Here is a 26,527-nt window from a genome sequence, read left to right on the forward strand (position 1 = left end):
GCGCGGCCGTCCATTCGGCAACCCCGGTTTCAAACTCGAATTCGGTTAATCGCAGATCAAGTCAAGTTCGGTCGGCGGCCGCCCCCGGGGCCCTAGTAAATAATCGTATTCGCAGCCAACGAATCTGACGTCCAACAAGATGCGCGAATTGAACGTCCGCAACTAGTACCAACGTGTTCAGCTAACGAACACAGACATCGACGTCCGCCAGTGCATTGGCGAACCACCGCACAACGAAACTCCGCCCCCAAGAACCTTCGCGGTTAGAAATCGAATTGCCGAAACGTTCGCGCGCCTGCCGGTTCGGGCGGTCGCCAATTGACCGGCGCTCAACCAAAATCTTTTTGGCCCGGGTCGCCAAGGATTCGCGTGCATTCGCGATTCGGCGTTCGGGTAATCGGCTACCCAGATTTCCAAGTTTTGGTGGATCAGTAAATAGGGTGTGCTTCGGGTTCTCTGCCCGATGCCGGACTTAGGCAACGATTGCCTGCTGGAACACACCATGGACGGCCAACGATCAGACCAAGAAAACCCAACGACGGCTGCGTTACTACGCCGTCCCGACGTCGAACGCATTACTGGCCTTTCGCGATCATCAATCTACGCGAAGATGAAAAGTGGTGAATTCCCCAGACCAGTTCCACTTACCAGCAGAATCGTTGCATGGATCGAGTCCGAGATTATTGGTTGGGTTCAGTCAAGAATCGATGTCCGCGAAACGAACCTTGGCCGGGTCCAATCGAGGATCGAGGCCTGCGACTCAAGCTCGGGTCAGACGAAATCGCGATGCCATTCGAATCGAATTCGTAACGCGTCGCAGACAGATTTTCACGACAACCGAAATCGTGGTGAACGTCGCGAGGCCCAGGCCGCAATCTCGACGGACAAATGCAAAGATTTCGCGTCCGCCAGCGATACATCGACAGATATCAACGCCGCCTCCCCTCAAGAATCTGCCGATTACCCGACGAATCTCCCGAACGTCGCGATCGATGATTTTTCGCAAGCCTGAATCACGCTTGCGTATCGATGATTCACCGGCCTCTCCCGATCGTCGACCTACGCGAAGATGAAAGCCAGCGAATTCCCCAAATCAGTTCCACCTGCTAGTGGAATCGTCCGTAGTCGCCACAACCGGAATATTTCGGCGCCCCGAGACCTAGCTACATTGGTAAATCCAGGCTGCGTAGCAGGGACCTTGAACACCAGAAATCCCGGTTCGTAGGTCTTGTAGCCTTCGAGACGCCGATTTTGTGAGTCCGTCGATCACGATCGTCGACGAGCGCTCCATCAGTGATGGTCGGTGCCGCGATAGATTCGACGTGACTCTAGTTGCACTCGAACCCATGAATTGAACTTGGCCTGGTCCACGACACGAACGACCCGTGGTTCTCCACGTGGCCAGCGCGCCAAAATCGAAGTCCCTGCGAAGACGAGGTCCCGGGCTGGTATCCGCAAATCTAGCGTCCCTAGTAAATACGTCCATCGAGCACACCCACATCGTCCCTCGCGGCGATTCACAGTTCCACGATCACCAACGACATATGAGACAACGACAACCAGAACGACGACCATCGACGAAAACGAAACGCGTGGTGAATTCGATCACGAGCATCGTCTGCGCTTTCGACCGAATCAAGATCTACGTTGACGATCGACTACCGGCGAAGAAGATCGAGCAAAGGCTCGTCAATCTCTGTACCGACATTACGATCGTTCATCCGATCCATAGATTTCAGCGAATCTGGGCGACGAAAGTCGAACTTCGACAGCCGACGCCAGAAGCATTTATCGAGCTATCCACCATGCTCGGCACGCGGCACCTAACTAGGGTGAGCTATGCCGAGGTCGCCATCGATTTGCTAACCTCGGACAACGAGAGCGCGGCTGTCATGGCTGAATATCTGCTTGAACATATGGTGGTCCCGTGCGCACGCGAACGGGCGAACATCGAGGAAGAGACCGTCTACTTCAATCGGCGAACAAACAAGAACGGCAATCTTAGTCCGCACGTCCCCGTCCTCTACGCTGACCGACCGAGCAAGCTTCTCGCAAGGCTATATCCGGAGCCGTGCAGTCACCTCGAGCATCGTTTCAACGGTCACGCGGCATGCTCGTCGATTGGTTTGAATACCCTTGCGGATTGCATTGCGTTCGATCACCACGCCTTCTGGCTGTCGAATCTTCGGTTATTCGAATTCTCGTCGAAGATGGATCTGGGTGCTGCCCTTTCGAATCGTTCTGACCTGACAGCGTCGGCGCTTCGAAACCGTGCCGCGAACTTTTTGCAGGAGCATCGCATTGGGGCCTCCAACGAATCACCGTACGTTCTGCATAACTGTGTGAGGGCCAAGCCAATCATTCGCCGAGCACTAAAAGCGATCGACAACAAACACCTTCTTGAAGAGCGTTATCGCCGCCAACGTTGAGCGTCGATGCCAATTACGCCGTTCGCGTAGCCATTGAACTAAGGAATGATAAATACAAAGAATATTTCCCCTTCCCCCACTCATCGACATCACGTTTATACGCATTTTCTCGACGAAAACACTGCGAATCCTGCTCTTGTTGATCCACACCCCCGCTACAAATTCGCAACCCAAGCCCCTTCCCTCTCCCTCAAACATCGGGGCTTAACCACATCTCCATCATGAACTTCCCACTAACGCCTGAGCAGATCCAGGTCGTTGAATCTCGAGCTCCTCGCCTGTTGATCAACGCTGTGCCTGGTGCTGGCAAAACATCAACGCTTCAAGCCTGTGTCGCGCACCTGCTGAACCATGGAGTCAACCCGACCTCGATCCTAATCCTGACCTTCAGTAATCGAACGCGCGACGAATTGCGGATCCGCATCGACAACCCGCAGGTTCTTGTCAGTACCTTCCACGGTTATGCAAATCGAATCGCTCGCGAGTCATCCGATCATCGGCGTGCGGTAGCGAACTCCGGTCAATTGGCAATCGCGCTGCGCCAAACCGTGGCCCACAATAGCCGCCTAGTACGTCGCTTTAGAAAACACGGAATCGATCTGGCAGGCAAGGCAGAGCAGCGCCGCCTCCTAAAATTTCTAACCTCATCGCATGGGGACCGCGATCTCGAGCAGCTTCTACTATCCGATCGTGAATCGTCGATTTCGCACTACGCGCCAGCCCTCATCGAACTACGACAACTTGCGCGCAGGTTTAACCGCCGTCTTTGTGATCAGGGCCTAACCACCTATGCTCAAATGCTTCGCCTAGGGCACGACCACGCTGATCAGCATCGATCCGAGATCAAGCACGTGCTGGTCGACGAATATCAGGATATGGACCTAGCTCAGGCCAAATTGTTGGTCGCGATCTGCAAGTACGTCGAGACACTGCGGATCTTCGGTGATCCTGGGCAGACCATCTATTCGTTCATGGGCACCCAGGTCGATGACCTAGCAACGTTGTTGGGCGCCCGCACCGCGACCCTGAGCGAATCGCATCGGCTCACCCATCAAACCGCCGAATTCGCGTCCTCGATATTGAACTCGATATCGATCACGGGATCTCGTGATGGCGACCGCCCCGTCCTCAAACAGTGTAAGACCCAACGGGGTCAGGAACAGTATCTAGTAGATGCAATCCGTGACCTGAAATCGCGGGGTGTTCCATCAGAGCGCATCGCCATTCTGTCTAGGACCAGAATCGAATTGCGCATCATCGAGCGCGTGCTGCGCGCCCAAGATATTGCCGTGACACCGATGCACCGCGAAACGCAATACCGTCATCTGCTTGCGATGCTTGAACTGCTGCGCCTGGTGAACGCGAATCGAGAAGTATTTCGGGAACGCCTATCGAGATCCCGAAGCCGGGACCTCGAGGCCTGCATTTCGAAGACGGTCGGAGTCGTTCCACCACAGCATCTAGCTGCGCTAAGACGCGCAGTAATTGCAGCGGCAAAGGCCGGCAGCCTCGAGGGTCGATTCAGCGCGGTTAAACGTGCATACCTTTCGATGCTGACGAAATCTGGTCTTGGCGAATCGCGAACCTCGGTCGAGCACGAGCTGAACATCTGGCAACCACTTATCCGCAAGTTCAGGACCGTGGGTTCTTTCAGAGCGTTCGTCGAACGGCAATATGATCAACGCGGCGTCACACTCTCTACGATTCACTCGGCAAAAGGCAAGGAATGGGATCACGTGGTCTTGATTAACGTGACGGACGGCGTGATCCCCCACGTGAGAGAAATCACGAAGCAAACCGTCGAGGAGGAACGTCGTCTGCTCTATGTGGCCACGACACGGGCACGAGAGAATCTGTATCTGGTCCACACACCGGTCTTTCGTGGCCCAGTGCTGTACGCGCAACGCTCGCGACTATTGAGCACACGCACATTGCGTCGTTGCGATTTCTTGGGATAAGAAGCCCTCCGTGTTCGGTAGTGCTGCGCGAAGTTCTGGCGTTTTGATTCAATTCGGTTGGCGGCAAATCAACAGTTGGTCCAATCATTCAGAATTACGAGGGCAACAAGTCCCCCTATGGCCCGCGCGAAGTGAGAGAAGCTTTACTCACGAGAGCAGGGGCCCCCGGCCGACCACATAAAAAAGCCCGCTACCGGGGGTCCGATGCGGGCCAGCGGACCGAGGAGCGGGGGGCGTTTCTCTCGCGTTTCGGTATCGTCGAAAACTGCTTACCGTCGGGCTGATCCACCAGGGCAGCGATGTCCGATGATGACTGCTCGGGAAAATCTCACTCTCGGCGATTGGCCGCCGCTCTTTACCGAGCAGCATAAGGCCCAGCCAGCAGGCCGCACTTTGTGAATTCTGATCCGACGACCTACCTCTTGTGACGCAGCACGTTGCACAGGCCGCAGCCCTACTCAACCTCCTCTCCGCCAACAACAACAACAACAACAACACATCTCGCTGAGTCGGCCCCCTCCCTCCGGAGACGCAGGTTTATAATGCAGCGCCCGTCGTTATGCTGGTCCCGCGCGCTAGTCGCTCGCGCTCGAAAACATCGACCCACTCGCACAGGCGGCCAGCAATTTGCTTTGCCGCCACCACACGCGTCACGTTTTGGGCGCGGTAAGCCGCAACCGCATTCCAAAAGCTGGTACGGCCCACAGCAAATCCGATGAATCCCGGGACACTTGCGGCGTTCGTAAGCCAACCACGCACACTGGCGACATCCGCCCCACGCCCGAGCACAATGCAGTTGACCGTGGTGCGCCCACAGCGCCGAACCGCTTCGACCAGCCGGACGCAATCGGCGCGCTCAGCAAGCCCCTCGATCTTCCACAAGTCGGGCGTAATCCCGGCGTCCTGCAAGGCGTGGATCGCTTCGACCATGAGTTTCGGACGCAGGGTCAGGTCGTAGGCCGCCCGGTCGCCTTTGAGCCCGGCGAGTTGTTTCGACGTTGCTGGAACCAGAAGCTCGAACATAAAGCGGCGCCCGCTAGTCTGGCAGAAGTCGGACAACTGCTTCAGCCGGGCCGTCTGGCGCAGGTTAAGCGCGGGATCCCCTTCCGGGTTGTAGCGCACAAGCGCCTTGGCAAACGTTGGGTCGAAGGCGTCGATGTGGCGGGCGAAGTCGTCTCCGTATTCGAAATTAAACTCCTCCGAGCCGCTGCTTTCCGTCGACATCGCCGTGATGAAACCTTGTTGGTGCGCGTCGCGCAAAATGGCGCTGCCAAACGCTTCGTCGACCAGGATGCCCGCCGCCTCACGCGGCACCCCCGCCTCCAGGGCCAGTTGAAAGCCTTCATAAATGATCTGCTTGCTGTCGCACACCTGTGCGTGCTGCTGCGGGGTCAGCGGAGGATTGAAATGAAACATGCCGGTGATGTAGGAATGCCGATGGTCGAATGGCAGCAGATACAGGACCTCATCGTCGCCTGATTTCATGATGACTCCTTGCGATGTTGTTCGTAGCGCCGCATAAGAGCGTTGGTGGAGCTGTCGTGTGTCAGCGGCGCGTGGCCGGTGTCGGCCAATTCTGTCGCGATGCGCTGCGCCAGACGCTTGCCGAGCTCCACGCCCCACTGGTCGAACGAATCGATGTTCCAGATGACCCCTTGCGTGAAGACGCTATGCTCGTACAGCGCCACCAAGGCGCCGAGTGTGTGAGGTGTCAGCCGGTCTGCCAGCAGGGTATTGGTGGGACGGTTTCCCCGGCAGACACGTTGCGCAACCTGAGTTTCGTCTACCCCCTCCGCCATGAGCGCCTGTGCCGTTTTGCCAAACGCCAGCGCCTCGCTTTGCGCAAACAAATTGGCCATCAACAAGTCGTGTTGATCGCCCAGTGGATTTTGGCTGTGGGAAAAGCCGATGAAATCGCACGCAACCAGCCGAGTGCCCTGATGCAGAAGCTGGAAAAACGAGTGCTGACCGTTAGTCCCCGTGTCGCCCCAGACGATGGGCGAGGTGGGAGTGCTCACGGCTTGCGACGAGGCCGTGACATGCTTGCCGTTGCTTTCCATCGTCAATTGCTGCAGGTAGGCAGGGAAGCGCTTGAGATCTTGGTTGTAGGGAAGTACAGCCAGCGTTTGCGCGCCAAGGAAATTGTTGTTCCAGATGGCCAGCAAGCCCATCAGCACGGGCATGTTGCGGGCCAGCGGGGCGCTGTGAAAATGCATGTCCATAGCGCGAAAGCCCGCCAGCATGGCGCGAAAATGCTCTGGCCCCACTGCAATCATGGTGATGAGGCCGATGGCCGAATCCATCGAGTAACGGCCGCCGACCCAGTCCCACAGCGCAAACATGTGGGCTGGATCAATGCCGAACGCGGCTACCGCTTCGGTGTTGGTCGACACGGCGACGAAGTGACTGGCAATGGCGCGTTCATCGCCGAGTTGCGCCAGACTCCAGGCGCGCGCGGCGTGCGCATTGGTCAGCGTGTCAAGGGTGCGGAAGCTCTTGGAGCAGACGATGAAGAGTGTTTCGGCAGCATCGAGACCCCGCGTTGCCTCAACCACATCGGTGGGGTCGAGATTGGAGACGAAACCCAAATGCAAGCCCGACTTGCCGTAGTGACGCAAAGCTTCGCACGCCATCACCGGTCCGAGATCTGATCCGCCAATGCCGATGTTGATCACATTGCGTATGACCTTGCCGGTGTGGCCCCGCCATTCGCCGCTGCGAACGCGTTCTGCAAAATTCGCCATGCGCTCGAGGACGGCATGGACTTCTGGCACGACGTTGACCCCGTCGACGACAATGCTCGCGTCTGCCGGCGCGCGCAGCGCCGTATGGAGTGCGGCGCGTTTCTCGGTCGCATTGACCGACTCACCGCGGAACATGGCGTCCCTGCGCTCGCGCAGTCCACAGTGCTCGGCCAGATCCACCAGCAAGGCGAGCGTGTCATCGGTGACGCGGTTTTTGGAATAGTCGAAATACAGCCCGGCGGCGTCGACCTGCAACCGCTCGCCGCGTTGCGGGTCATCCGCAAAAAACTCCCGCAAGTGCCGAGTGCCGATGTTGCGGTGATGATCGACGAGCGCCTGCCACGCGGGACGCTCGACCAGCGCGGGCGTCGATGAGGGCGGCGGGGCCAACGGGGACGAGAAGCGCGGTAATTTGGACTGTGCTGTACGTTTCATAATGGGCTGACCCTCGCGAAATGCGCTGTTTTGGTGTCGATCGCCTGCAAGAGTTGATGCCACGACGCGGCAAACGCCTCAACGCCCGCCCGCTGCAGACGCTCGGCCAGAGCATCGATATCGATGCCCTGATCGCGGAAGCTTGCAAGAACCGCGTCGGCCTCGCCTCCATCGGGGGGCAGCGTCTGCCTGACGCTGCCGTGGTCGGCAAAGGCGAGCAATGTTTTCTCTGGAATCGTGTTGATGGTTCGCGGAGCTGCCAGTGCGGCGACATACATCGTGTCGGGCGCCTGCGGATCCTTCGTGCCGGTGCTGGCCCACAGCACGCGCTGCGCGCTGGCGCCCGCCGCCGCCAATTTCCGCCAGCGGGGTGTGGCGAGCAAGGCGCAATAGGCTTGGTAGGTTTGCATGGCCACGGCAATGCCGAGGCGGTTGCGCCATTGCGATGCCACGACGTCTTTCACCGCGACATCCCAGCGACTGATGAACAGCGATGCGACCGAGCCGACACGCGGATCTAGCCCGGCCCCGATGCGCCGCTCAATGCCGCGCAAATAGGCCTCGGCCGCAGCCAGGTATTGTTTGCACGAAAACAGCAGCGTGACGTTCACGGGAACACCGGCAAAAATGGACGCTTCAATCGCCATCAGACCTTCGGCGGTGCCGGGAATCTTGACGAACAGGTTGGGCCTATTGGCCCGCGTGTGCAGTTCCGCCACCTCCTTGATGGTGTTCGCTGTGTCATTGGCCAGCAACGGAGACACTTCCAGCGAGACCCAGCCATCTCTGCCGGCACTGGCGTCGAAGGCGGGACGGAACAGGTCCGCCGCCTGGCTCAGGTCGTCCAGTGCCATTTCAAAAAACAGGTTGTCGGCCGATTTGACGATGGCAGCGCGGTGCCGAATTGCGGAGTCGTAGGCGGTGGAGTCGCCGATGGCATGTTCGAAAATGGTCGGGTTCGAGGTCAGGCCAGTCACATGAAAATCGCGGATATAGCGTGCCAGCGTACCGCTGGTGATGAGCTCCCGTGTGATGTTGTCGAGCCAGATGCTTTGGCCGAGATCGTGCAATTGTTGAGTGGCGTTCATTGCGACTCCTGAGTTGAACGGCGGGTTGGTATTTGCCCCGACAACGTGGGGGACGGATAGCAAATCGGCGATGCTATCCAGGCCGGCACCGGCAACCGGACAAGCTCACGCGTCATGGCGTCACCGCACCGCTTCGGCGTTGTGCCAGCCACCGTGCTCTGCCATCAGGCGGTCGGCCGCGTCTGGCCCCCAACTGCCAATTGGGTAGACCAAGGCTCGCGGGTGTTCGAAGAGCACCGGCTCGACCACCGCCCAGGCAGCCTCCACGGTTTCTTCACTGGTAAACAAGGCGTTGTCGCCAGACATGGCGTCCGTGAGCAGGCGCTCGTAAGGTGTTTCTTCGTCCGTTTCATCTTCGACCAGGATCAGCTCGCGTTGGTCGCCCTCATAGCCCCTACCTGGCCGTTTGACGCGCACGGCCAGCGCGATCGCCGACGCCGGCGACAGCTCGAAGCGCAGGTGATTGGTCTGCACGCCGCGCCCCACGGCGTCTGCGAACAGTGCCTGGGACGGCGGTTGCAGTCGAACCAGCACCTCGCAACGAGTCACGGGCAGTTGCTTGCCAGCCCGCAAATACCATGGCACGCCCGCCCAGCGTTTGGAGTTGATGTGCAGGCGCATGGCGCAATAGGTTTCGACATCCGAGTCTTTTGCGACCTCGGGCTCATCGCGATAACCTGCGTATTGCCCGCGCACCAGGTCTGTCGGATGCAAGGGATGCATCGCCTTGAAGATGCTCAGTCTCTCGCCGTTGACGGCCGCGAAATCGCGCCTTATCGGCGGCTCCATCGCCAGCAGGGCGGTGATCTGGAAGAGATGGTTCTCGACGACGTCGCGCAGGCAACCGGCGCTCTCGTAAAACCTCCCCCGTCCCAAGACGCCGAAGTCCTCGGCCAGAGTGATTTGCACACTGGCCACATGCTGGTGATTCCAGATGGGTTCGAGAAAGGCATTGGCGAAGCGAAAATAAAGAATGTTCATAATCGCGCCCTTGCCCAGAAAATGATCAATGCGGAAGATCGCCTCGCTGGGAAAGGCATCGGACGCGACCCGGTTGAGTTCGCGCGCCGAAGCCAGGTCACGACCGAACGGCTTCTCGACGATGACACGCCCCTGCTCAGTCAATCCCGCCTTGCTCAGCCCTTGGATGACAGTGGCAAACAGCGTGGGGGGAATGGCCAGATAATGTGCTGGCCGCCGGGCACCGTTGAGCGCCTGTTTGAGTTTGGTGTAGGTGTCTGCATCTTGGTAATCGCCGCTGACGTATTGAAGCTGCGAGAGCAGTCGGGCAAGTGCAGACGCATCATCTACGGCTCCCGCGCGCTCGATGCTTTGCTGAGCATGGGCGCGCAATTGCTCGAGCGTCCAGGACGAGGAGGCTACGCCGATGACGGGCTCGTTCAGTACGCCGCCCTTGCACATGGCATAGAGTGCCGGAAAGATCATTTTGTCGGCGAGATCACCGGTGGCACCGAACACCACTAGCGCATCCGATGGCTCAGCCGACGCGTGGGATGGGGCGTCATGCATATCAGGGCTTCGTCTTTGGTGAAGCAGGATCGAGTTCGACACGGCCACCGAACTCATGTCACATGGACAACAGCACGCGGTTGGCGAAATCGCCTTGATCGCGCGCGCTGAAGCGGGCGCAGAGCGCTGCACGCTTCCTCATAAAAGTACGACGGAACATCGGTTGGAACCGTTCGCTACCGCACGAAAGCCGTACCTAATTGCATAGACCGGTCGCCCGTTACGTTAGGCGAGCTCTCGCACGTCCAGTTTCAGTCGACTGAGCGAATCGGTGATCATGGGTATCGCCGGCGCGGCGCCAGCCTATAGCTTCGAGATGACGACGCCCACGATCACCGGGACGGCCAGTCCGTTGCGGCTCAATCGCAAGACGCACGTATGCGATCACTACCGTACAGATTTATCGTCCAAACGAAGGAATAGTGGATCACAATTCGATTGCCGCGGCAGTCGCGGATTGAAGGTAAATCATGAATAGCATCCTCTGGCTCGTAGCCCTCGCCATCGTCGTCTTATTCCTGGCCGTATTTCTCGGATACCGGCGAAGGGGGCGTTCTTGATCTTGACCTTCCTATAGAGTCCTGACAAACGCCCATCGCCCAGGCACACAAGCAGCGGGCCTGGGCGTTTTTCGATGCGATTTGCTACGGCACTACGGGTCCGTCGAGACGAGGCGCCGACGCAATCATTCAGGCATCCTCGCGTCGGATTGTCTGGGCAGTATCGGATACCCGGTGCACATTCCCTCCCTCGCTCTCCCAAATTTCTCCGAACTCAGGCGTCTCTTCGCTTCCTGCCGACGTATCCACTTTGTCCGATGCGTCGATGTCAGGAATGGCATGCGTAACCGAATGCTCCAAGGGGTGATCTCTGCCCTGCGCGTCGTTGAGTTTCTTCAACGTCAGGGTTTCGCGTTTGAACGGTGCGCCATTCGCCGACGATTCGCGCTCCTCGCCAACCTGGCTTCCTTCAAGTTTTGCCGACTTTTCCATGCTGCACTCCGTGAGACGCGAAACATGACGTGATTGTGATGCTTCACAACTTGAACAATGACGACTTCCGATGACTGCGTCGGTGCGATACCAGACCAAGTACCTCGCGAAGCACGGGTGATGGCGTCTTACCAGCGTCCATCGCTTCGCCGTTCGAATCACTGAGGCTCAGCGCGACGGCACGCGCCCAGTCGGCCTAGAGCAAGCGTCCCCATCGCGTCGCGTTCCACTCCTACACACGAAGCCACCACGCGCGCTTACGCCATTGTGTCAATGTCATCTCGTCGGAAGCCGCCATATCTTTCGCAAATGCCTCCTGCATGGTTTTCCCAAAACCCCGGCCAAGGATTTCCGCGTTGATCTCGTCGTTGTCGAGCGCACTTCGCCAGTCCAGATTACTGGATCCGACGCACGCCCAAACACTATCGATCAACGCCGTTTTGGCGTGCAGCAGTGAGCCGCGTCGTTCGTACACCCTGACGCCACCGGCAAGCAGCGCGTCGTAATTCGCTCGTCCCGCGTAAAACGCCAACTTCGAATCGGAGTGCGCAGGCAGAATCAGTTGCACGTCGACACCTCGCGCAGCCGCGTCAATCAACGCCGTGAGCAATTGAGCGTCGGGCACGAAATACGCATTAGTGAGATACACCTGCCGTTGCGCATTGGCGATGGCGGAAATCAAGGTGACGTACATCACGCTGAAACGGTCGTCGGGCGTGCTGCCGATAACGCGCACAATTTCCGAGCCCTGAGGCGTGAGCATCGGAAAATAGTCGCGAGGCGCCATGGGGGAGCCGTCCTGCTTTTGCCACGTCTGCATGAACAGCCGCTGGAATGCAGCCACAGCGGGCCCCTCCACCTGTACATCTGTGTCGCGCCACCCCGTAGCTTCCGAAGGGCTTTCCTGCGATCGCCGAATCGATGAGCCACTGGCATAGACGCTACTGATGTTGATGCCACCCACGAACGCCACCTTGCCGTCGACGATCAGTAGTTTTCGATGGTCTCGATGGTTGGGGGCCCATCCGATACGCAGCGCTAGCGGATTGATCGGCTTAAATTGCAGAACGGCGATGCCCGCCTGCGTCAGACGATCGAAATAGGCATGGGGCGTTCCGATTGCCCCCCGCTGCGTCATAAATGACGTTGATCTGAACGCCCTGCCGTTGACGCGATATCAGCAAATCTGCAAATTGCTTTCCGGTATCGTCGTCCGAAATGATAAAGGACTCGAGATTGACGTGATCCTTGGCTGCCGCAATGACTTTGAACATGGCTTGGTAGGTCTGCGGTCCGTCTTCGAGCAACGTCACGCGGTTGCCAAGAACGAGCGGATTGTCGTCAATGTCCTGCTCCAGCGCAATCTGCCGATCCAAGATGTCGATGTCACCGGACTTCTTTTTCAGAGAATCGATGATGGCTGCGCTACGCTTGGCCGACACCGGTCCGAGGGTGTCATTGATGCGCGCAGTCTGGAGCGAATAGCGTCCGCCCAATTGGTCGGTGTCGGGCAATGTGGCGCAATCGGCCATCATCGCGCAAACGAGCACGAAGCATACGGCGACAAGACCTCGTGAAAGAGACGGCAGGAGTGGCGTCATACGTCGTTTAACTGCACGAGTATGGCCACCTCGCCGGGGGGTGAGGTATTCACCAGATCGTTGTTACCGCCGCAGTTTGGACACGTGAAGTAAAACTCCCCCGAATGGCGGATCGCGGGATCAGTCTCTGAGTCGACGAATACTTCGCCACAGGCTCTGCAAGTCCACATGTTGAGCTCCCCAAGCGGGGGTGGCCGAGCCGCTGCCCTGTTCTCGCCTCACTTACCCTGATTCTCTGACGCTAATCCATTGCGCGCCGGTTTCTGTCCGGTAGCGAACCGCGTCGTCTGAATTTCACTCCGACCACCATGATCCCGTGCAACTCACGACCTAGTCCTTTTCTCTCCTCCCGCGTCGGCTACCGAACCGATTGACCGTGCCGGATCGCGCATTGTGGAACTCTCAGCCATCCGGGTTGAGTGTGTCTGTCTTCAAATATCGGGCGGGCATGTTCGGTTTGCCTCACCGCCGAGCAGTAGCGCGAGCGACTCAGGGAGATTCGCCATGAAGCCATCGCTTCGAGCGCGGCGATGGCAACGACGCACAAAGCTCTGCAGAAGTGCCTGCAGGCAGTGAGATGGCAGATCTGTCTCATGGACGCTGAAAGCACTGTGCTGATGACTCGCCTCAGGCCACCATCGACACTCCAACAGTTCACCATTTCTCCGTTCGAACTCCCTGAGGGGGCTGGCGAAGGAGATCGGACACATTCGCCATTCAGGCGAAAGTGCCGGGAGGATAGCCAAATGAACAATGCCAAACGTATGTTGTTTCTGGGATTTTCCGTTCTTGTGATCACGGCAAGTTTGAGCGGATGCGCAGGGATGTCGCGGCGCGGCACGGATACCGCTGTCGGTGCAGGCGTGGGCGGGGTGGCAGGTGCCGTGCTGACCGGCGGGAGTGCTGTCGGCACCGTCGGGGGCGCCGTTGTCGGCGGAGTCGTCGGTAATGTGATCGGCAAATAGCGGCATGGATTGGGAGGGAAGTCCAGCGAAATGGGCCTAATCCGCCACCCACGCCTGCCGCAGGGCGGTGGCGAACCCACCCTCGACCCGGGAGTACAGCCGCGCACTCGTCACGACCCGGGGTAAAGCCGTCCACGCGATAGTGACACCCGCGCGCTCCAGTTTGTCCACCAGCGCCTGATCCTCGCTACAAGCTAACGAATCGAATCCTCCGAGACGCTGATAGACCAACGCATCCATACCCAGGTTGGCGCCGTGCACATGCCGATGCCCGTCTCTATCCTGGTAATGCGCCAGAAAGCTTGCTTGCGCGCGCGCAGCGTGTGGCCCGTCGCAGGCCCAGTTAGCAATGCTGACCGTGCCGCAGACGACCGATGCACGCAACGAGAGTTGATGTACCAGCCATGCGTCGGACACCACCGTGTCCGCATCCGTGAACGCGAGCCAGCGAGCGCCTGAAGCGAGCAGGTAACGAGCGCCTGCCGCTCGAGCCAGACCGACATTGCGATAATTCTTGTTCAGCCGAGTGACGGGCCAGGCGCGCACGACTTGGTCTGTTAGGTCGGTACAGGCGTCCAGTACGACGACGGTTTTCACCCGCTCGTCCAGCAAATCCGGGTGAGACGCCGCCCGCGCGATAGCCGCCAGACACAGACCGATGTCGTTCTGTTCGTTATGGGCAGGAATGCATACGCCGATCATCCTGGACTCGCCCGGTACTTGCGCCATACATCCAGGCCGAAGCCCGCGTCGTCGTGCGTGACGATCCGCTCGATGCCGACGAGACGCTCCATCGATCGACGTATCTGCTCAGTCGTCTGCTGCCTGTCGTGAAATATCGTTTTGCAGTGGCACATGACCCAATCTCCGTCGATCGCCAGCGATTGCAGACAGCGAGTGACGAATGTCTCAAGATCCTTGTCGGAGAAGTAATACGAAAGTTCAGAGACGATAACGAGATCAACGGATTCATCCGTCATGCTCGGCCATGCATCGGGCAGGCAAAGTCCCTCCAACTGAACGTTCGAGGTGCCGTCCTGAGCCAATACGCGGCTGCACTCGGCGATCGCTGTCGGGGAAATATCGACGGCCCGCACAGTCGCGCAACGTAATGCCAGCAATCGTGTGGCGTGGCCTGTACCGCAGCCCAGTTCGAGTGCGTGGTGATATCCCTCGTGTGGCAGCGACGCCATCAGCATGGTCCGTTTGCGGCGTTCGTACCAGGAGATGCCCGCAGACCATGGGTCTAGATCGTCCCGGTACATCGATTCGAAATCGGTCATTGAAAGACGACCTCGAAAGACCGTTGCAGCCTGAGCAGTACGAATCTGCTCAGAATGGGCGGCGCGCCGGTGTCAGGATCTCCCACCAACTGACTATGAAATGCCTGGATCGCGTGAGCCTTGGCGTGCTGGTCGTCTTCATCCATGGGAATGGCAAGCGCGCGGTAGTTCGGGAAATCGCCCCTTCTCGGATCTGCCCAATGCCAACCCCAAATCGGCACTTCAAGGAATCGGCACTGCCTTGCGGCGGCCGCCCGAAGGCTGACACGGGCAGCGGCTTCATGGTCAGGATGACCATCCAGTCGCCACGGCGCGATGACGGTATCGCCGGCTTCGAGTGCAGCGGCCAGTGCCTCCTCTAGCGCGCGCTCATGGCAGGCCACGCGCCCATCCGGGATCTTCAATCGATCGCGGCGTACCGATACGGATAGCAGACGCAATGCCAGTTCGCTCTCCCACGTGCGCGTGCGCACGAGCACATCGGGCAACCATCGTCGTGATCCGGGATGACTGGTTTCGCCGTCTGTGACCGCCCAAACGCGAATCGCCGTGCCCTGCCGCGATAGCTGCCGCATGATTCCCGCACACCCCAATATCTCGTCATCCGGATGTGGCGCGACGATGTGAACCGTGCGACTGCCCTGTGCAAGTTCCGCGACATTGCGCTCGGGTAGCGGATGCCGCTGCATCCAATCCCGCCAGACGAATTCAGGTGTGCCTTCGCCTGCGATGTCCCGCTTGGTCAGAGTGTCCATGGCTCCTCCTCTGTGCGCTGCGCCACGGCGAGTCCGTGGGCGGCGAGATCCCGTTCCGCATGGCTTTGCCGGATGAACACGGGAAGGTCCGCCATCATGCGGGCAAAGCGAATGTCCTTGCACATCGGTGCAGCGCCCACCGCACGCGACGCATGCAGGAGAACCGCTTCCGCAGCGGCTTCGACGGCCAAGCGGGCGCGACTTACCGCATGCGCACACGCGTTTCGAGGACATGCGTCGATGGCTGCCGCAGCCGTGCACAGCACGCCCCTCGCCTGTGTCAGTGCGATGTCGATCGCGCCCAGATGCGCGAGGGCGTGCGGGTCGTCGGGCCGGCGTCGCAATGTCTTGCGGACATGATCGGCAATCGCGCTTGCCCCGCCGTACCAACATGCGGCGATGCCGGCCGCGCCATGCGCAAATCCGGGCCGATCAACGTAAGCACCAGGGCTGCCGATCATTGAACCTACGGCGTCTTCAAAGACGACGTCCACACTCGCAGTGCTGGCCATTCCGACCGCATGCCAGCCGTCTTGCGTGACATGCACGCCGGGCTGATTCATTTCCACTGCAACAAGGCAGGAAAGATCAGCCTCGTCACGAACACTGACGACGGCGTGGTGCACGTGGGCGGCGCCTGAACACCAGGCCTTGACCCCGGAAATCTGCACGTCGTGCGCACCACCGGGCAAATGTGACATGAACACCCGCTTGTCAGGCGGTTCTGCACACCAGACGGCCAGCAACCCGTCGGGGACAGTGTGGCCTTCGCGTCTCAACTCGTTCAGGATAGCCAGCGCGTCGGTGTGACTCTCGAAAAGCTTGGCGAGCGTCAGATCACGTCGTGCGACCGCTGCGAGCACCTGCCATCGCTTGAGCGTATTTCCTGCACCGGGCAGCGGGATGTCGTCATATCCCGCGTCGATCAGCGAGCCAAGCGACGCATAGGGATCGCTCGGGTAATCCAGTGCATTCAGGCGGGCGATCAGGCCCGCAACGGTAAAGTTCGGCGTCTGGACCGGCGCAACGCAATCGCTTTCCTGTTTCGCCGCCCTTCTCGTTACGGCACTCATGACGAGCTTCCTTTCCGGACGTTATGACGTAAGGCGTGAATTGCTCAACGCGTTACGTTCGTTAAGCCAGTTCATGACGATCGCGGGCTGATTTTCGGTTTCACAACGTCGCGAGCCGGCGGATCTTGCGCGATGTGTCGTCGACTTCGGTGAGTCAGCGCTTCGTCTTGGCGCGCATTGAACGCATGCGTCAGAAAGGCCGTCCGAATAAGACAGTTGACGTCAAGCCAAAGTAATAAGGATTTGCGAGATACAAGTCCGTTCGCTAGCGTACAAAGCACCGTCGACTGTCATTCGGGTAATGTCGATAGACGCCGAGCGGGAGTCGGCTCGGGCCTTGTCCGATAGCGTACCGACTTGATCGCGAGACGCAGCTAACGTGACGCAGACAACCGATCCGTCTCTCTCGCTACGAATATCGTGCCCTCCGATCGCATTGCACTCCATCAGAATCAAACGCTGTGGGAAAAGCTGGGCCCCGGCCTGATTACTGGCGCGGCAGATGATGACCCAAGTGGAATCGCCACTTATTCGCAGGTGGGCGCGGCATTCGGCTATGGCTTGTTATGGACGGCCCTTATCACGTATCCGCTCATGATCGGTATTCAAATCGTGAGCGCGCAAATCGGACGCGTGACCGGCGACGGCATTGCGGCAAACATTCGCAAGCACTACCCCGCGTGGATGCTCTATTCCCTCGTCGGGCTTCTTCTTGTGGCGAACACCATCAACATCGCAGCAGATGTCGGAGCGATGGGCGCTGCTCTGAAGTTGCTCATTGGCGGCCCGGCTGTCTGGTATGCGGTGGCTTTCGGCGTGGTTTCGCTAGCCTTGCAGGCTTTCATACCGTTTCCCCGCTATGCCCCGATTCTCAAGGTGCTCACGCTCGCGTTGCTCGCCTACGTCGCGACCGTCTTCAGCGTCACGATTTCGTGGGGAACCGTGTTGTATCGGACGCTACTACCCGAAGTGTCATTCAACGTTGGCTATATCGTTGCCGTAGTCGCGGTATTTGGCACGACCATCAGTCCGTATATGTTCTTCTGGCAGGCGTCTCAGGAGGTGGAGGTCCAGCGCGCGACAGCAGGGCAGGAACCATTGACCAAAGCCCCATCGCAGGCATGGCGAAATTTGAAACGTATCAGACTCGACACCTATGTCGGCATGGCGTTCTCGAATGTGATCGCCTTCTTCATCATCCTGACGGCGGCGGTCACGCTGAATCAGCATGGCGTCAGAGATATTCAGACCTCGGCGCAGGCGGCGGCGGCGCTTCGGCCACTGGCCGGAGAATTTGCTTTCCTGCTGTTTTCCGCCGGGATTATCGGATGCGGTCTGTTGGCCGTACCCGTACTCGCGGGTTCGTCGGCTTACGCAGTCGCTGAAGCTTTCCAGTGGCGCATTGGCTTGGGGCGCGAAGTCTTGCAAGCACGAGGCTTCTACATGATATTGACGCTGGCGACGCTGCTCGGCGTGGCACTGAATTTCACGCCCATCGACCCGATAAAAGCCCTCTTCTGGAGCGCTGTCGTCAACGGTGTCATTGCGGTCCCGATCATGGCGATCGTGATGCTCATCGCGGCGAGATCGGATGTGATGGGGAAATTCACGATCAATCTGAGGCTGAAGGCGCTTGGGTGGCTAGCCACCGGCGTAATGGCTTGCGCCGTCGTGATGATGTTCGCTACGTGGGGACACTGAGAAGCCTGCTCCTCATCAGATTGCATTAGGAATTCGTCCGCGATGCGCTTCGATGGGAGGCCTCTTGTCATGAAGCGATGGCGCCGGTATCGCAGAACGCAGACGATTTCGGTGGCGAGCGAGTCGTTGAGGAATCCACATCGAGAGTGTCTCCGCTCTCGGACTGCATCAGCCCGATGTGGGGGCCGACCAAGCGGACTACCGCGCTCTTCGCCATCAAGGCTTGGGCCGCCATCATTGCCGTTTTTCCATTCACGCCGTCCGTCACTATGACGGCGATCTTGCGGGTGCGAACCCCGATGCTAGCCATGAGTGGCCCGCGATGCGCGGGCCACGAGGCGTTCGGTTATCGGAGCGTGTCCCGGCGGGTGGATAGTAGAGCCATCGAATCCAGTCGGTCAGCAACGTTTCACCGTGCGGGCGGGACACGAGGACCGCGCAAGGGAATTCGGAACGCCGTCGACCGCAGATGAAAAACCCGCATCATGTTCGCGAGCTTCGGCACGCCGAATTTCGGCGATCATGGCTGCATTTCGCAAAGGGTCCGTAAATTTATAGAGTGGAGATAGCTCCCACTCTCGGTAAGGGGCGTATTTCATATGACCTCCGCTATGATCTGCACACCGAAGCGCGTAACGCAAGTGCGGTACGCGCTAATTAAAGTATTGTTGAACGCCAACATCGTTGTCTGTTCGATATCAGACACACGAACAAGATGATGTCCGGCACGCCTTGGTTCGTACGCTCACGTACCGACCCTCATTGCCGTTGTGGTTATCGTCAATAGCGCGATGGAAACTCAGGACGTGAATTCATTCATATCAAGGCCTGAAAATTACGGGCGCGGACAAGGACCATGAGAGACCACAAACACTTAAGCAAGCGAATGATCGCCCTGCATCTCACAATCCGCGAGACGCGGCTTTCTCTGATCAGGCAGGAGCGGGATCTGTATCAGGCGGCAGTTCGTGTTTGGGAGGAGGAAGGCGGACGATCAACTCGACGCATCAGCACTCTGAGTTTTTCATTCACACATGAATGAATTGCCAATTAACGCCAGGCAGTGCGGGCTTGACACTTCCAAATTGGTGGAAAAAAATTGGAACGAAGGCCGCTGTAAGTCAACGGCTCAGAGTAACCGCCGTAGAGCCCTGCCAAGCGGAGTCTCGTTCAGTCATGGTGGCGCCACCGATTCACTGAATGCATTCATTGCGCAGCGATTCAGGCGCGCTCGTGTCCGAATTCAGGGCATGAAGGAGCAAGACATGTTTGCGCAACCGAATAAAAGCGCCAACGATCTGTTGTCCGTCTTCCCGGACGACGAATGGGGACGAACGGCACCCGAGTTAACCCTGATCGAATTGCCGCTTGGCAAGGTCATCTATGAGTCCGGCGACCGCCTGGATCACGTGTATTTTCCAACCACCGCCATCATTTCATTGCTTTATGTGATGGAGGACGGCTCTTCGGCCGAGATTGCCATCGTAGGCAAAGAAGGGGTCGTCGGCATTGCGCTGTTCATGGGCGGCGAAACCACGCCGAGTCGAGCGATCGTGCAAAGCGCTGGATACGCCTATCGGCTGAGTGCGCGCCTGCTCAAAGAAGAGTTCAAGCGCGCCGGCCCCATGCAGCGATTGCTATTGCGCTATACACAAGCATTGATTACGCAAATGGCGCAAACCGCCGTATGTAACCGCCACCACTCGATTGACCAGCAGTTATGCCGGTGGCTGCTGTTAAGCCTTGATCGCCTGCCATCCAGCGAGTTACGGATGACGCAGGAGCTAATTGCCAACATGTTGGGCGTACGGAGATCCGGCGTCACCGAGGCCGCGTTAAAGCTTCAGACCGCCGGGCTTATCCGTTACAGCCATGGACATATCGAGGTGCTGGACCGAGCCGGTATCGAAAAGCGGGTTTGTGAGTGCTACAGCGTGGTAAAGCGTGAGTTCGATCGCTTACTTCCCGATATTCAGGCTATTTGACTCCCGCCTCACGGCTGGCGGAAACGTCAACGCGAGCCTCGCCGAGCGTTGTTGCTAAGACATCTCACTCGTGCAGGCCCGCGAACGGCACGTATCCGCCGCCGGCAGATTTAGCGCTGCGAATCACCGTGACCGCCCTCTCGTCCCTCCTCTCCTCTGCTTTGCTGCCCTCCCCGTTGCTCCTGCCCGTGTTGTTCGGGCGCGGGTTGACCATGCTGTGGGCGCTGCGCTTGTACAGGCTCGCCACGGGGGGCTTGCATGCCGGGTTGGGGTTGTCGCTGCGGCTCCGGTTGCAGCGTGCGTTGATGCGCCTGCGTGCCCTGTTGCAACTGCGGTGACGGTTGGCCGTTCGCTCGCGACTGGCGCGGCGCCTGGGATTCAACACGCCCGTTACCCGGATCACCGGAGGCGGAATACTGTCCGGTACGTGACGACTCAGCGTTGTTTTGGGCACGCAACGAATTCTGTTGCGCGACCGAATGTGGATAGCGAGCGCCCGAGTACTGCTGCTGGTACATCGGCAACGGCGCCGGACGCGGCACGTCACGATGACTCCACTGGTCCCACCCGCGGCGCTGTGTCTCCCATTGCGGCCCCCAATGCTGCCCCCAATGCGGCGGAGCATCGCTCGCCCAGCCATTGAAATAGCCGGGTGGGTGTCGGTAATACCGCACCGGAATACGCAGGATGAACAAAGGAACAGCCGTCGGCAACACCACCAGCCACGGCCCGTTGTACCAAGCACTTGTATACCAATTGTCCCCCTCGTATACCCAGTACTGGCCATCGTAGAAGAAGTAGTTGGAACCCAGTTGAGGCGCGTAATAGACCGGATAGTCCGGCACTTGAACCAGCGTCGGATAGGCTTGCAAATCGATGCCGATACTGACACCGGGGGACGCGATGCTCACGCCGACCTGTGCCTGTGCTGATATCACCGGGCAAAGCAGCACGGCGGCCGCAATAAGTAGGTCACGCATGTTGTCTCCTTTCTCGCGTCATTCACGATCATTCTCGCGCATTACATTGTCACTTCACCGATCGATCGTGCCACTGGCCGCCGTCGCGGTCGTAACCGCTGCGGCCATACCCTCCGCCATGATCGTAACCGGGGCCGGGCCCCCACCAACAACCGCCCAGCGTAACGACAACGAGCATCAACAGCAAACTTCGAACAGCTTTCATGGCTGCCTCCCTCCGGGATCGACGCCTGTGCCGAAGTCATCGGTACAAACGCGTTCCGTGTACACAACTCGACACGCATCGTCGGATATCCGATTTTCCTAACGGTCCCTAGTGAGATCCTCCCTGATTTCGCCAGTTTCGCCTGATGTGGCCGACTCACCCTTGTCCCGGGGAGCGCCTTGTTGTGTATTCGCGACCTGGAGGAACTCCGCCTTGATACGGAGGAATTTCTCTTCCAACTCTCTGATTCGATCTCTTAGCTGGCTAGGTGTCATAACCCTCTCCGTAGACTCAAATTTGCCTTTATGCCCGCGGCCCGGGCCTGCCATCACGGACACTTTGCCTATCGGAGCGACGCGACGTCCGTCCGGTATCGCACATGAAGATATAGAAATTTCGCATGATGCGGCGCGTGCAGAATTCGCTTGATCTCGCGGTGCGCAAGCGCCGTCACAGCCTGAAGCGTGTCGATAGATCGGTACGCTGACGTACCGCATCAGTGCGCTTGTGCCGTGTAACGTGAGATCGGTAACCGAGCGCCGTGTCGATTCGATAGGCAAATGCGAATCGGGTGCAGCGGATAGCGCCGAGCAGGTATTCGGCGCCTAGGGAGATCGATATGAAACATCAATACATTTTGCGACGGTGCGCGGCCATTGGGCTGGCATTGAGCGCGAGCGCGGCAATGTCGGCAGAAGTCACCCTGCCGCCGACACAGCAATCCGGGACGGTGACATATCTGTCAGGGGGAATCGGGCTCGAGCAATCCGTTGCCATCAAAGATGTCATGCACAAGTACCCGCTCGTTCTGACCTTCGTCAGCAGGACAGCAGCCAACGGCAACGAATATCTCTCGGATATCGCCGTGACGATTTCAGATAAACGCGGAAACATGATTCTGGCGACGCAGTCCGATGGGCCATTTATGCTGGCCTCGCTTCCGGACGGGCGTTATACGGTTACCGCGAGCTACGAGGGCGTCATGGAAAAGCATGCCGTCAATGTCTCGAGCCGCTCCCATGTGCATCAGACCTTTCTTTGGTCCCGATAACATCTCCGACACATTCGGTGAGGTTTCATGAATGCCACTCTGAAATTGAAGGCGCTCGGGCAGAGTCTCTGGCTCGACGACTTTACGCGAGGCTTGCTTGAAGACGGGACATTGGCCCGTTATCGAGATGAATACCACGTCACGGGCTTGACATCGAATCCGAGCATTTTTCTCAAGGCGATCCGCGACACCGCGGCCTACGACATCGATATCGCCAAGGCCCATGCCACAAGTCTCTCCGACGAATCGCTGTTTTTCTCGCTAGCCATCAAGGATCTGACGCAGGCTGCCGAACTATTCCTCCCGGCGCATCGACGCAGCAAAGGTGTAGACGGGTGGGTCTCGCTCGAAGTGTCCCCTCGGCTGACCGAAGATGCTGTCGGAACGGTGGCGGCGGCCAAAACCCTTCACGCAAGCGCGCATTGCCCCAATCTCTTCATCAAGATTCCCGGCACGACAATCGGCATCGTAGCGATCGAAGAAGCGATCTTTGCCGGCGTGCCGGTCAACGTCACGCTCCTCTTCTCCCGCGAACAATACGTCGAGGCGGCAAACGCCTATTGGCGGGGCCTGGCCCGCAGGCGTGATGCACGGCTTGATCTGCGTGTGGCGTCCGTGGCATCGCTCTTCATCAGTCGTTGGGACACTGCGGTGACTGGCGAGGTGCCGTTCGGTTTGCGCAATCGACTCGGCGTTGCCGTCGCCAAACAGACGTATGGCACCTACCGTGAGCGCATGTTGCATCCGATGTGGCGGGAATTGGCCGAGGCCGGTGCGAGTCCCCAACGCCTGTTGTGGGCCAGCACGGGCGTGAAGAGTCGGGAACTCTCACCCAGCTATTACGTTGAAGCGCTTGCCGCGCCGGACACCATCGACACCGTGCCCGAGGGAACACTACTGTCATTCGCGACGCGAGGCGAACTGATCAGCGTTATGCGCGAGGACGGTGGCAACGCCGACCCGGTGCTCGCCGACTTTGCGCACGCCGGCATCGACGTTGCGGCGCTCGCCGCACGCCTTCAACGCGAGGGCATAGAGGCATTTCGCCAGGCTTGGGCCGAACTCATGCAAGTCATCGCCGGAAAACGCATGCCCGAGCGGCACCTGAACTCGGTCGCTGGAGGGAAACCTTGAACCCACCTTCGGGCGAAAAGCCCCCTGTGAGGGGAGCTGCTCCTACTTCGCCTTCTTTAGATCGTGGAGGGCATCGCCCACGACAGACCGAACCTTCCCGGCGTTCTTCTCGAGTTTGCCGTCGACCTCCATCTGTTTGTTGCCGACCACCTTACCGGTGACCTCTTTGATTTTGCCGGCGGCTTCCTTGGCCCGGCCTTTCACCTGATCTTTGTTCATGATGTTTAACGTTCTCGGTAGATGAAAAATTGAGTCCCTTGACCGGGGCTCGGGTGTCGTGCGCCTTCGTGACGGCATACCTCACGCGCCGATTTACGTCGTCGAGCATCCCCTGCGTTGCGCGTCTCATAATCGCCCCATCAAGAGCAGAACAATCACCACGGCGAGTATCAATCCCACCGCCCCGCTCGGCGCATATCCCCAACCCGAGTTGTATGACCAGGCCGGGAACGCCCCTACCAACAGGAGCGCCAAAACAATCAGCACCACAATTCCTAAAGACATGATTTACTCCCTGCGTCGGTGAGATGAAGACTTCTTCACGCTCACCCGCAAGGTAGTCCGCCGGGCGGCGCGATGTCGGTTCGGTGGCGTACGTAGACAGCACACATAAGTCGTTCGGTATCGAAAACACCTCGGATGACACCGTGATTCGAGGTCGAAGCGCCCCGTTTCTGTCCGGTAGTGGACAGAACTGCCCGGCAAACGCTTTTAATGTCGAATGAACGACGTCGCGCTTTTCGTCGCCCCTCACCCACCGACCAAACGGAGCAAACCATGCAACTTGGCATGATTGGATTAGGACGCATGGGGGCCGATCTAGCGCGCCGCCTGATGCGGCACGGTCACCAGTGTGTCGTGCACGATGTTCAGCCGGCGGCGATCGATACGCTGCAGCAAGAGGGGGCGACAGGTGCCGCCTCGCTCGACGAGATGATGTCCATCCTGAAGGCCCCCAGAATCCTCTGGTTGATGGTGCCGGCAAGCGCCGTCGAAGCGGAGCTCGCGGATCTCGCTCCGCGGTTGGCGCCAGGCGATATCGTCATCGACGGCGGCAACTCCTACTATCGAGACGACATGCGACGCAGTGCCGAACTGGGCGCCAAGGGGATTCATTTCATCGATGTCGGCACCAGCGGAGGGATTGCGGGTCTTGCGCGCGGGTACTGTCTGATGATCGGGGGCGAAGTGGATGTGGCGGTCTACCTCGACCCGCTCTTCGCTGCCCTCGCGCCCGGTGCAGACACCGAGGCGACGCTCAAACCCGCCGGCATCGGCCGCAAAATGGATCTCGACACGGCGACCGCGGAGTCCGGTTATCTGTATTGCGGACTCCATGGTGCCGGCCATTTCGTGAAGATGATCCACAACGGCATCGAGTACGGCATGATGGCCGCCTACTCGGAGGGGCTGAACATCCTGAAGTCCGCAAACATCGGCACACAGAAACACGAAGCCAACGCCGAAGTCACCCCCTTGCGACATCCCGAGTATTACCAGTACACGTTCAACCTTGCCGATATTGCCGAAGTCTGGCGACACGGCAGCGTGATCGATTCCTGGCTGCTTGGCCAAGTGGCCGGCGTCTTGCGCGGCGACCCCACGCTAGCGCGGTTCTCCGCGCACGTGTCGGATTCAGGCGAGGGCCGCTGGTCCGTGGAGGCCGCGATCGACGAAGCCGTCCCCGCACCTGTGCTGAGCGCCGCACTCTATGCGCGTTTCAGCTCCCGAGGACAATCCGATTTCGCCGATCAACTCCTGTCAGCCATGCGCTATGCGTTTGGCGGCCATCTGGGCGTTGCGGAGCCGACGACACCTCACGACGCGTAAGCGGCGCACGGGCAGCGAAGCGTCAAAAGACATCCGAGTTACCGAATGAGGCAAATGATGAAGGTGCAACATAACATCGTTTTCATGCTGGATGTCGACAATACCCTGCTCGACAACGATCACTTTCTGCTGGCACTGAAGCAGCACATGGCGGAGCAGTTCGGCGACACTCTGCGCGATCACTTCTTCTCGATCCTCGAATCACTGCGGGTACAGCTCGGGTATGTCGATTACCTCAGCGCACTCCAGTGCTTTCGCTTTGCCGACATCCACGATCCGCGAATGTTGTTCGTGTCCGCGTACCTGCTGGACTATCCATTCGCGACGCTGTTGTACCCCGATGCGCTGGCGGTCATCGCCCATCTGAACCGCCGAGGGACGACCGTCATCGTCTCCGACGGTGACGCCGTGTTTCAGCCGCGCAAGATTCAGCGCTCAGGCCTATGGGACGCCGTCGAGGGCCGAGTCCTCGTTTATGTTCACAAAGAGCGCATGATCGACGCCATCGAGGCGGACTTTCCGGCACGCCGCTACGTCATGGTGGACGACAAGCTTCGCTTGCTGTCGATCATGAAAGAGGCATGGGGTGAGCGCCTGACGACGGTGTTTCCTCGTCAGGGGCACTACGCGCTCGACGACGCCGGCGTGCATCAGTACAGGTCCCCTGACATCACACTTGAGCGCATCGGCGATCTTCTCAATCAGACGTTCACACCGCCGGATGCGCAGTCCGCCCCCCTTTTTGTCGGTCAGAGGGCATAGCAGCCAATCGTTGCACTATTCGATGG

25 protein-coding genes and 1 pseudogene are annotated in these 26,527 nt (G+C 58.9%); 11 read left to right on the forward strand and 15 right to left on the reverse strand.

What is annotated here, in order from left to right; all coding sequences use genetic code 11:
• Window positions 1–502 precede the first annotated feature (502 nt).
• From CDV46_RS19925 to CDV46_RS19935, 4 genes and pseudogenes are all read left to right on the forward strand, one after another.
• A complete protein-coding gene (locus CDV46_RS19925; RefSeq protein ID WP_087724636.1) occupies window positions 503–1,012 on the forward strand; it encodes a helix-turn-helix transcriptional regulator in 510 nt (169 codons plus the stop codon).
• Window positions 1,013–1,039: 27 nt separating this feature from the next.
• A pseudogene (locus CDV46_RS27665) lies at window positions 1,040–1,225 on the forward strand (hypothetical protein); the annotation flags it as partial.
• A 370-nt stretch (window positions 1,226–1,595) separates the two neighbouring features.
• The gene (locus CDV46_RS19930) at window positions 1,596–2,429 is read left to right on the forward strand and encodes a hypothetical protein (protein ID WP_087724485.1); all 834 of its coding nucleotides are present in this window, start codon (window positions 1,596–1,598) and stop codon (window positions 2,427–2,429) included.
• Between the two features lie 221 nt (window positions 2,430–2,650).
• The gene (locus CDV46_RS19935) at window positions 2,651–4,387 is read left to right on the forward strand and encodes a UvrD-helicase domain-containing protein (protein ID WP_087724487.1); all 1,737 of its coding nucleotides are present in this window, start codon (window positions 2,651–2,653) and stop codon (window positions 4,385–4,387) included.
• Between the two features lie 537 nt (window positions 4,388–4,924).
• Here CDV46_RS19935 and CDV46_RS19940 read toward each other — a convergent pair.
• The 7 genes from CDV46_RS19940 to CDV46_RS27450 form a co-directional block, all read right to left on the reverse strand.
• Entirely contained in the window at window positions 4,925–5,872 is a 948-nt protein-coding gene (locus CDV46_RS19940; RefSeq protein WP_087724489.1) for a 2-deoxy-5-keto-D-gluconate 6-phosphate aldolase domain-containing protein, read from the reverse strand.
• Window positions 5,869–7,566, reverse strand: a complete 1,698-nt coding sequence (gene pgi / locus CDV46_RS19945) for a glucose-6-phosphate isomerase (protein ID WP_087724491.1) — start codon at window positions 7,564–7,566, stop codon at window positions 5,869–5,871. The genes CDV46_RS19940 and pgi overlap by 4 nt, the downstream gene beginning before the upstream one ends.
• Window positions 7,563–8,654, reverse strand: coding sequence for a transaldolase (gene tal, locus CDV46_RS19950; RefSeq protein WP_087724492.1), 1,092 nt, complete (start codon window positions 8,652–8,654; stop codon window positions 7,563–7,565). The genes pgi and tal (CDV46_RS19950) overlap by 4 nt, the downstream gene beginning before the upstream one ends.
• Before the next feature lie 120 nt (window positions 8,655–8,774).
• Window positions 8,775–10,226, reverse strand: coding sequence for a glucose-6-phosphate dehydrogenase (gene zwf / locus CDV46_RS19955; RefSeq protein WP_254916133.1), 1,452 nt, complete (start codon window positions 10,224–10,226; stop codon window positions 8,775–8,777).
• Between the two features lie 647 nt (window positions 10,227–10,873).
• The gene (locus tag CDV46_RS19960) at window positions 10,874–11,176 is read right to left on the reverse strand and encodes a hypothetical protein (protein WP_087724496.1); all 303 of its coding nucleotides are present in this window, start codon (window positions 11,174–11,176) and stop codon (window positions 10,874–10,876) included.
• 232 nt (window positions 11,177–11,408) lie between these two features.
• Complete coding sequence (locus tag CDV46_RS19965; protein ID WP_254916134.1) at window positions 11,409–12,314, reverse strand: phospholipase D-like domain-containing protein; 906 nt, start codon at window positions 12,312–12,314, stop codon at window positions 11,409–11,411.
• Window positions 12,232–12,777 (reverse strand): hypothetical protein, encoded by a 546-nt coding sequence (locus CDV46_RS27450; RefSeq protein ID WP_254916135.1) that lies wholly within the window; start codon window positions 12,775–12,777, stop codon window positions 12,232–12,234. The genes CDV46_RS19965 and CDV46_RS27450 overlap by 83 nt, the downstream gene beginning before the upstream one ends.
• Window positions 12,778–13,523: 746 nt before the next feature.
• On the opposite strand from CDV46_RS27450, the gene CDV46_RS19970 reads away from it, so the two are divergent.
• Complete coding sequence (locus CDV46_RS19970) at window positions 13,524–13,742, forward strand: glycine zipper 2TM domain-containing protein (protein ID WP_087724498.1); 219 nt, start codon at window positions 13,524–13,526, stop codon at window positions 13,740–13,742.
• A 36-nt stretch (window positions 13,743–13,778) separates the two neighbouring features.
• On the opposite strand, the gene CDV46_RS19975 is transcribed toward CDV46_RS19970, so the two are convergent.
• From CDV46_RS19975 to CDV46_RS19990, 4 genes are read right to left on the reverse strand one after another with little or no spacing between them, the layout of a single operon-like run.
• Window positions 13,779–14,471, reverse strand: coding sequence for a glycosyltransferase (locus tag CDV46_RS19975; protein ID WP_369597119.1), 693 nt, complete (start codon window positions 14,469–14,471; stop codon window positions 13,779–13,781).
• Entirely contained in the window at window positions 14,441–15,025 is a 585-nt protein-coding gene (locus tag CDV46_RS19980) for a class I SAM-dependent methyltransferase (protein WP_087724502.1), read from the reverse strand. The genes CDV46_RS19975 and CDV46_RS19980 overlap by 31 nt, the downstream gene beginning before the upstream one ends.
• Window positions 15,022–15,780, reverse strand: coding sequence for a PIG-L deacetylase family protein (locus CDV46_RS19985; protein WP_087724504.1), 759 nt, complete (start codon window positions 15,778–15,780; stop codon window positions 15,022–15,024). Before CDV46_RS19985 ends, CDV46_RS19980 begins: the two co-directional genes overlap by 4 nt.
• Window positions 15,768–16,853, reverse strand: coding sequence for an acyl-CoA dehydrogenase family protein (locus CDV46_RS19990; protein ID WP_140413433.1), 1,086 nt, complete (start codon window positions 16,851–16,853; stop codon window positions 15,768–15,770). The genes CDV46_RS19985 and CDV46_RS19990 overlap by 13 nt, the downstream gene beginning before the upstream one ends.
• A gap of 417 nt (window positions 16,854–17,270) precedes the next feature.
• Between CDV46_RS19990 and CDV46_RS19995 the strand changes: the two genes are divergently transcribed.
• Both CDV46_RS19995 and CDV46_RS20005 read left to right on the forward strand, forming a co-directional pair.
• Window positions 17,271–18,554 (forward strand): NRAMP family divalent metal transporter, encoded by a 1,284-nt coding sequence (locus tag CDV46_RS19995; RefSeq protein WP_441339345.1) that lies wholly within the window; start codon window positions 17,271–17,273, stop codon window positions 18,552–18,554.
• 1,265 nt (window positions 18,555–19,819) lie between these two features.
• A complete protein-coding gene (locus CDV46_RS20005) occupies window positions 19,820–20,539 on the forward strand; it encodes a Crp/Fnr family transcriptional regulator (protein ID WP_087724640.1) in 720 nt (239 codons plus the stop codon).
• A gap of 110 nt (window positions 20,540–20,649) precedes the next feature.
• Here CDV46_RS20005 and CDV46_RS20010 read toward each other — a convergent pair whose 3' ends face one another.
• Together CDV46_RS20010 and CDV46_RS27205 are read right to left on the reverse strand one after the other, a co-directional pair.
• The gene (locus tag CDV46_RS20010; protein WP_087724508.1) at window positions 20,650–21,519 is read right to left on the reverse strand and encodes a hypothetical protein; all 870 of its coding nucleotides are present in this window, start codon (window positions 21,517–21,519) and stop codon (window positions 20,650–20,652) included.
• A gap of 49 nt (window positions 21,520–21,568) precedes the next feature.
• Window positions 21,569–21,724, reverse strand: a complete 156-nt coding sequence (locus CDV46_RS27205; RefSeq protein WP_176399131.1) for a hypothetical protein — start codon at window positions 21,722–21,724, stop codon at window positions 21,569–21,571.
• Window positions 21,725–22,343: 619 nt separating this feature from the next.
• Here CDV46_RS27205 and CDV46_RS20015 point away from each other — a divergent pair.
• Together CDV46_RS20015 and tal (CDV46_RS20020) are read left to right on the forward strand one after the other, a co-directional pair.
• Window positions 22,344–22,775 (forward strand): carboxypeptidase-like regulatory domain-containing protein, encoded by a 432-nt coding sequence (locus CDV46_RS20015; RefSeq protein WP_254916136.1) that lies wholly within the window; start codon window positions 22,344–22,346, stop codon window positions 22,773–22,775.
• Window positions 22,776–22,802: 27 nt separating this feature from the next.
• The gene (tal, locus tag CDV46_RS20020; RefSeq protein WP_087724510.1) at window positions 22,803–23,909 is read left to right on the forward strand and encodes a transaldolase; all 1,107 of its coding nucleotides are present in this window, start codon (window positions 22,803–22,805) and stop codon (window positions 23,907–23,909) included.
• 42 nt (window positions 23,910–23,951) lie between these two features.
• Here the strand turns inward: tal (CDV46_RS20020) and CDV46_RS20025 are convergent, their stop codons facing one another.
• A complete protein-coding gene (locus CDV46_RS20025; RefSeq protein ID WP_087724512.1) occupies window positions 23,952–24,128 on the reverse strand; it encodes a CsbD family protein in 177 nt (58 codons plus the stop codon).
• Window positions 24,129–24,254: 126 nt separating this feature from the next.
• On the reverse strand, window positions 24,255–24,413 hold the full coding sequence (locus CDV46_RS20030; protein WP_087724515.1) for a DUF3309 domain-containing protein: 159 nt from the start codon (window positions 24,411–24,413) through the stop codon (window positions 24,255–24,257).
• Between the two features lie 273 nt (window positions 24,414–24,686).
• Here CDV46_RS20030 and gnd point away from each other — a divergent pair, with 273 nt between their 5' ends.
• Both gnd and CDV46_RS20040 read left to right on the forward strand, forming a co-directional pair.
• Window positions 24,687–25,739 carry a phosphogluconate dehydrogenase (NAD(+)-dependent, decarboxylating) gene (gene gnd, locus CDV46_RS20035; RefSeq protein WP_087724516.1) on the forward strand — a complete coding sequence of 351 codons (1,053 nt, stop codon included), beginning with the start codon at window positions 24,687–24,689 and terminating at the stop codon, window positions 25,737–25,739.
• 45 nt (window positions 25,740–25,784) lie between these two features.
• Window positions 25,785–26,501, forward strand: coding sequence for an HAD family hydrolase (locus tag CDV46_RS20040; RefSeq protein WP_441339344.1), 717 nt, complete (start codon window positions 25,785–25,787; stop codon window positions 26,499–26,501).
• Window positions 26,502–26,527: the final 26 nt, after the last annotated feature.

Origin of the sequence: Pandoraea sp. PE-S2T-3, from assembly GCF_002179965.1 — a bacterium.
GTDB lineage: Bacteria > Pseudomonadota > Gammaproteobacteria > Burkholderiales > Burkholderiaceae > Pandoraea.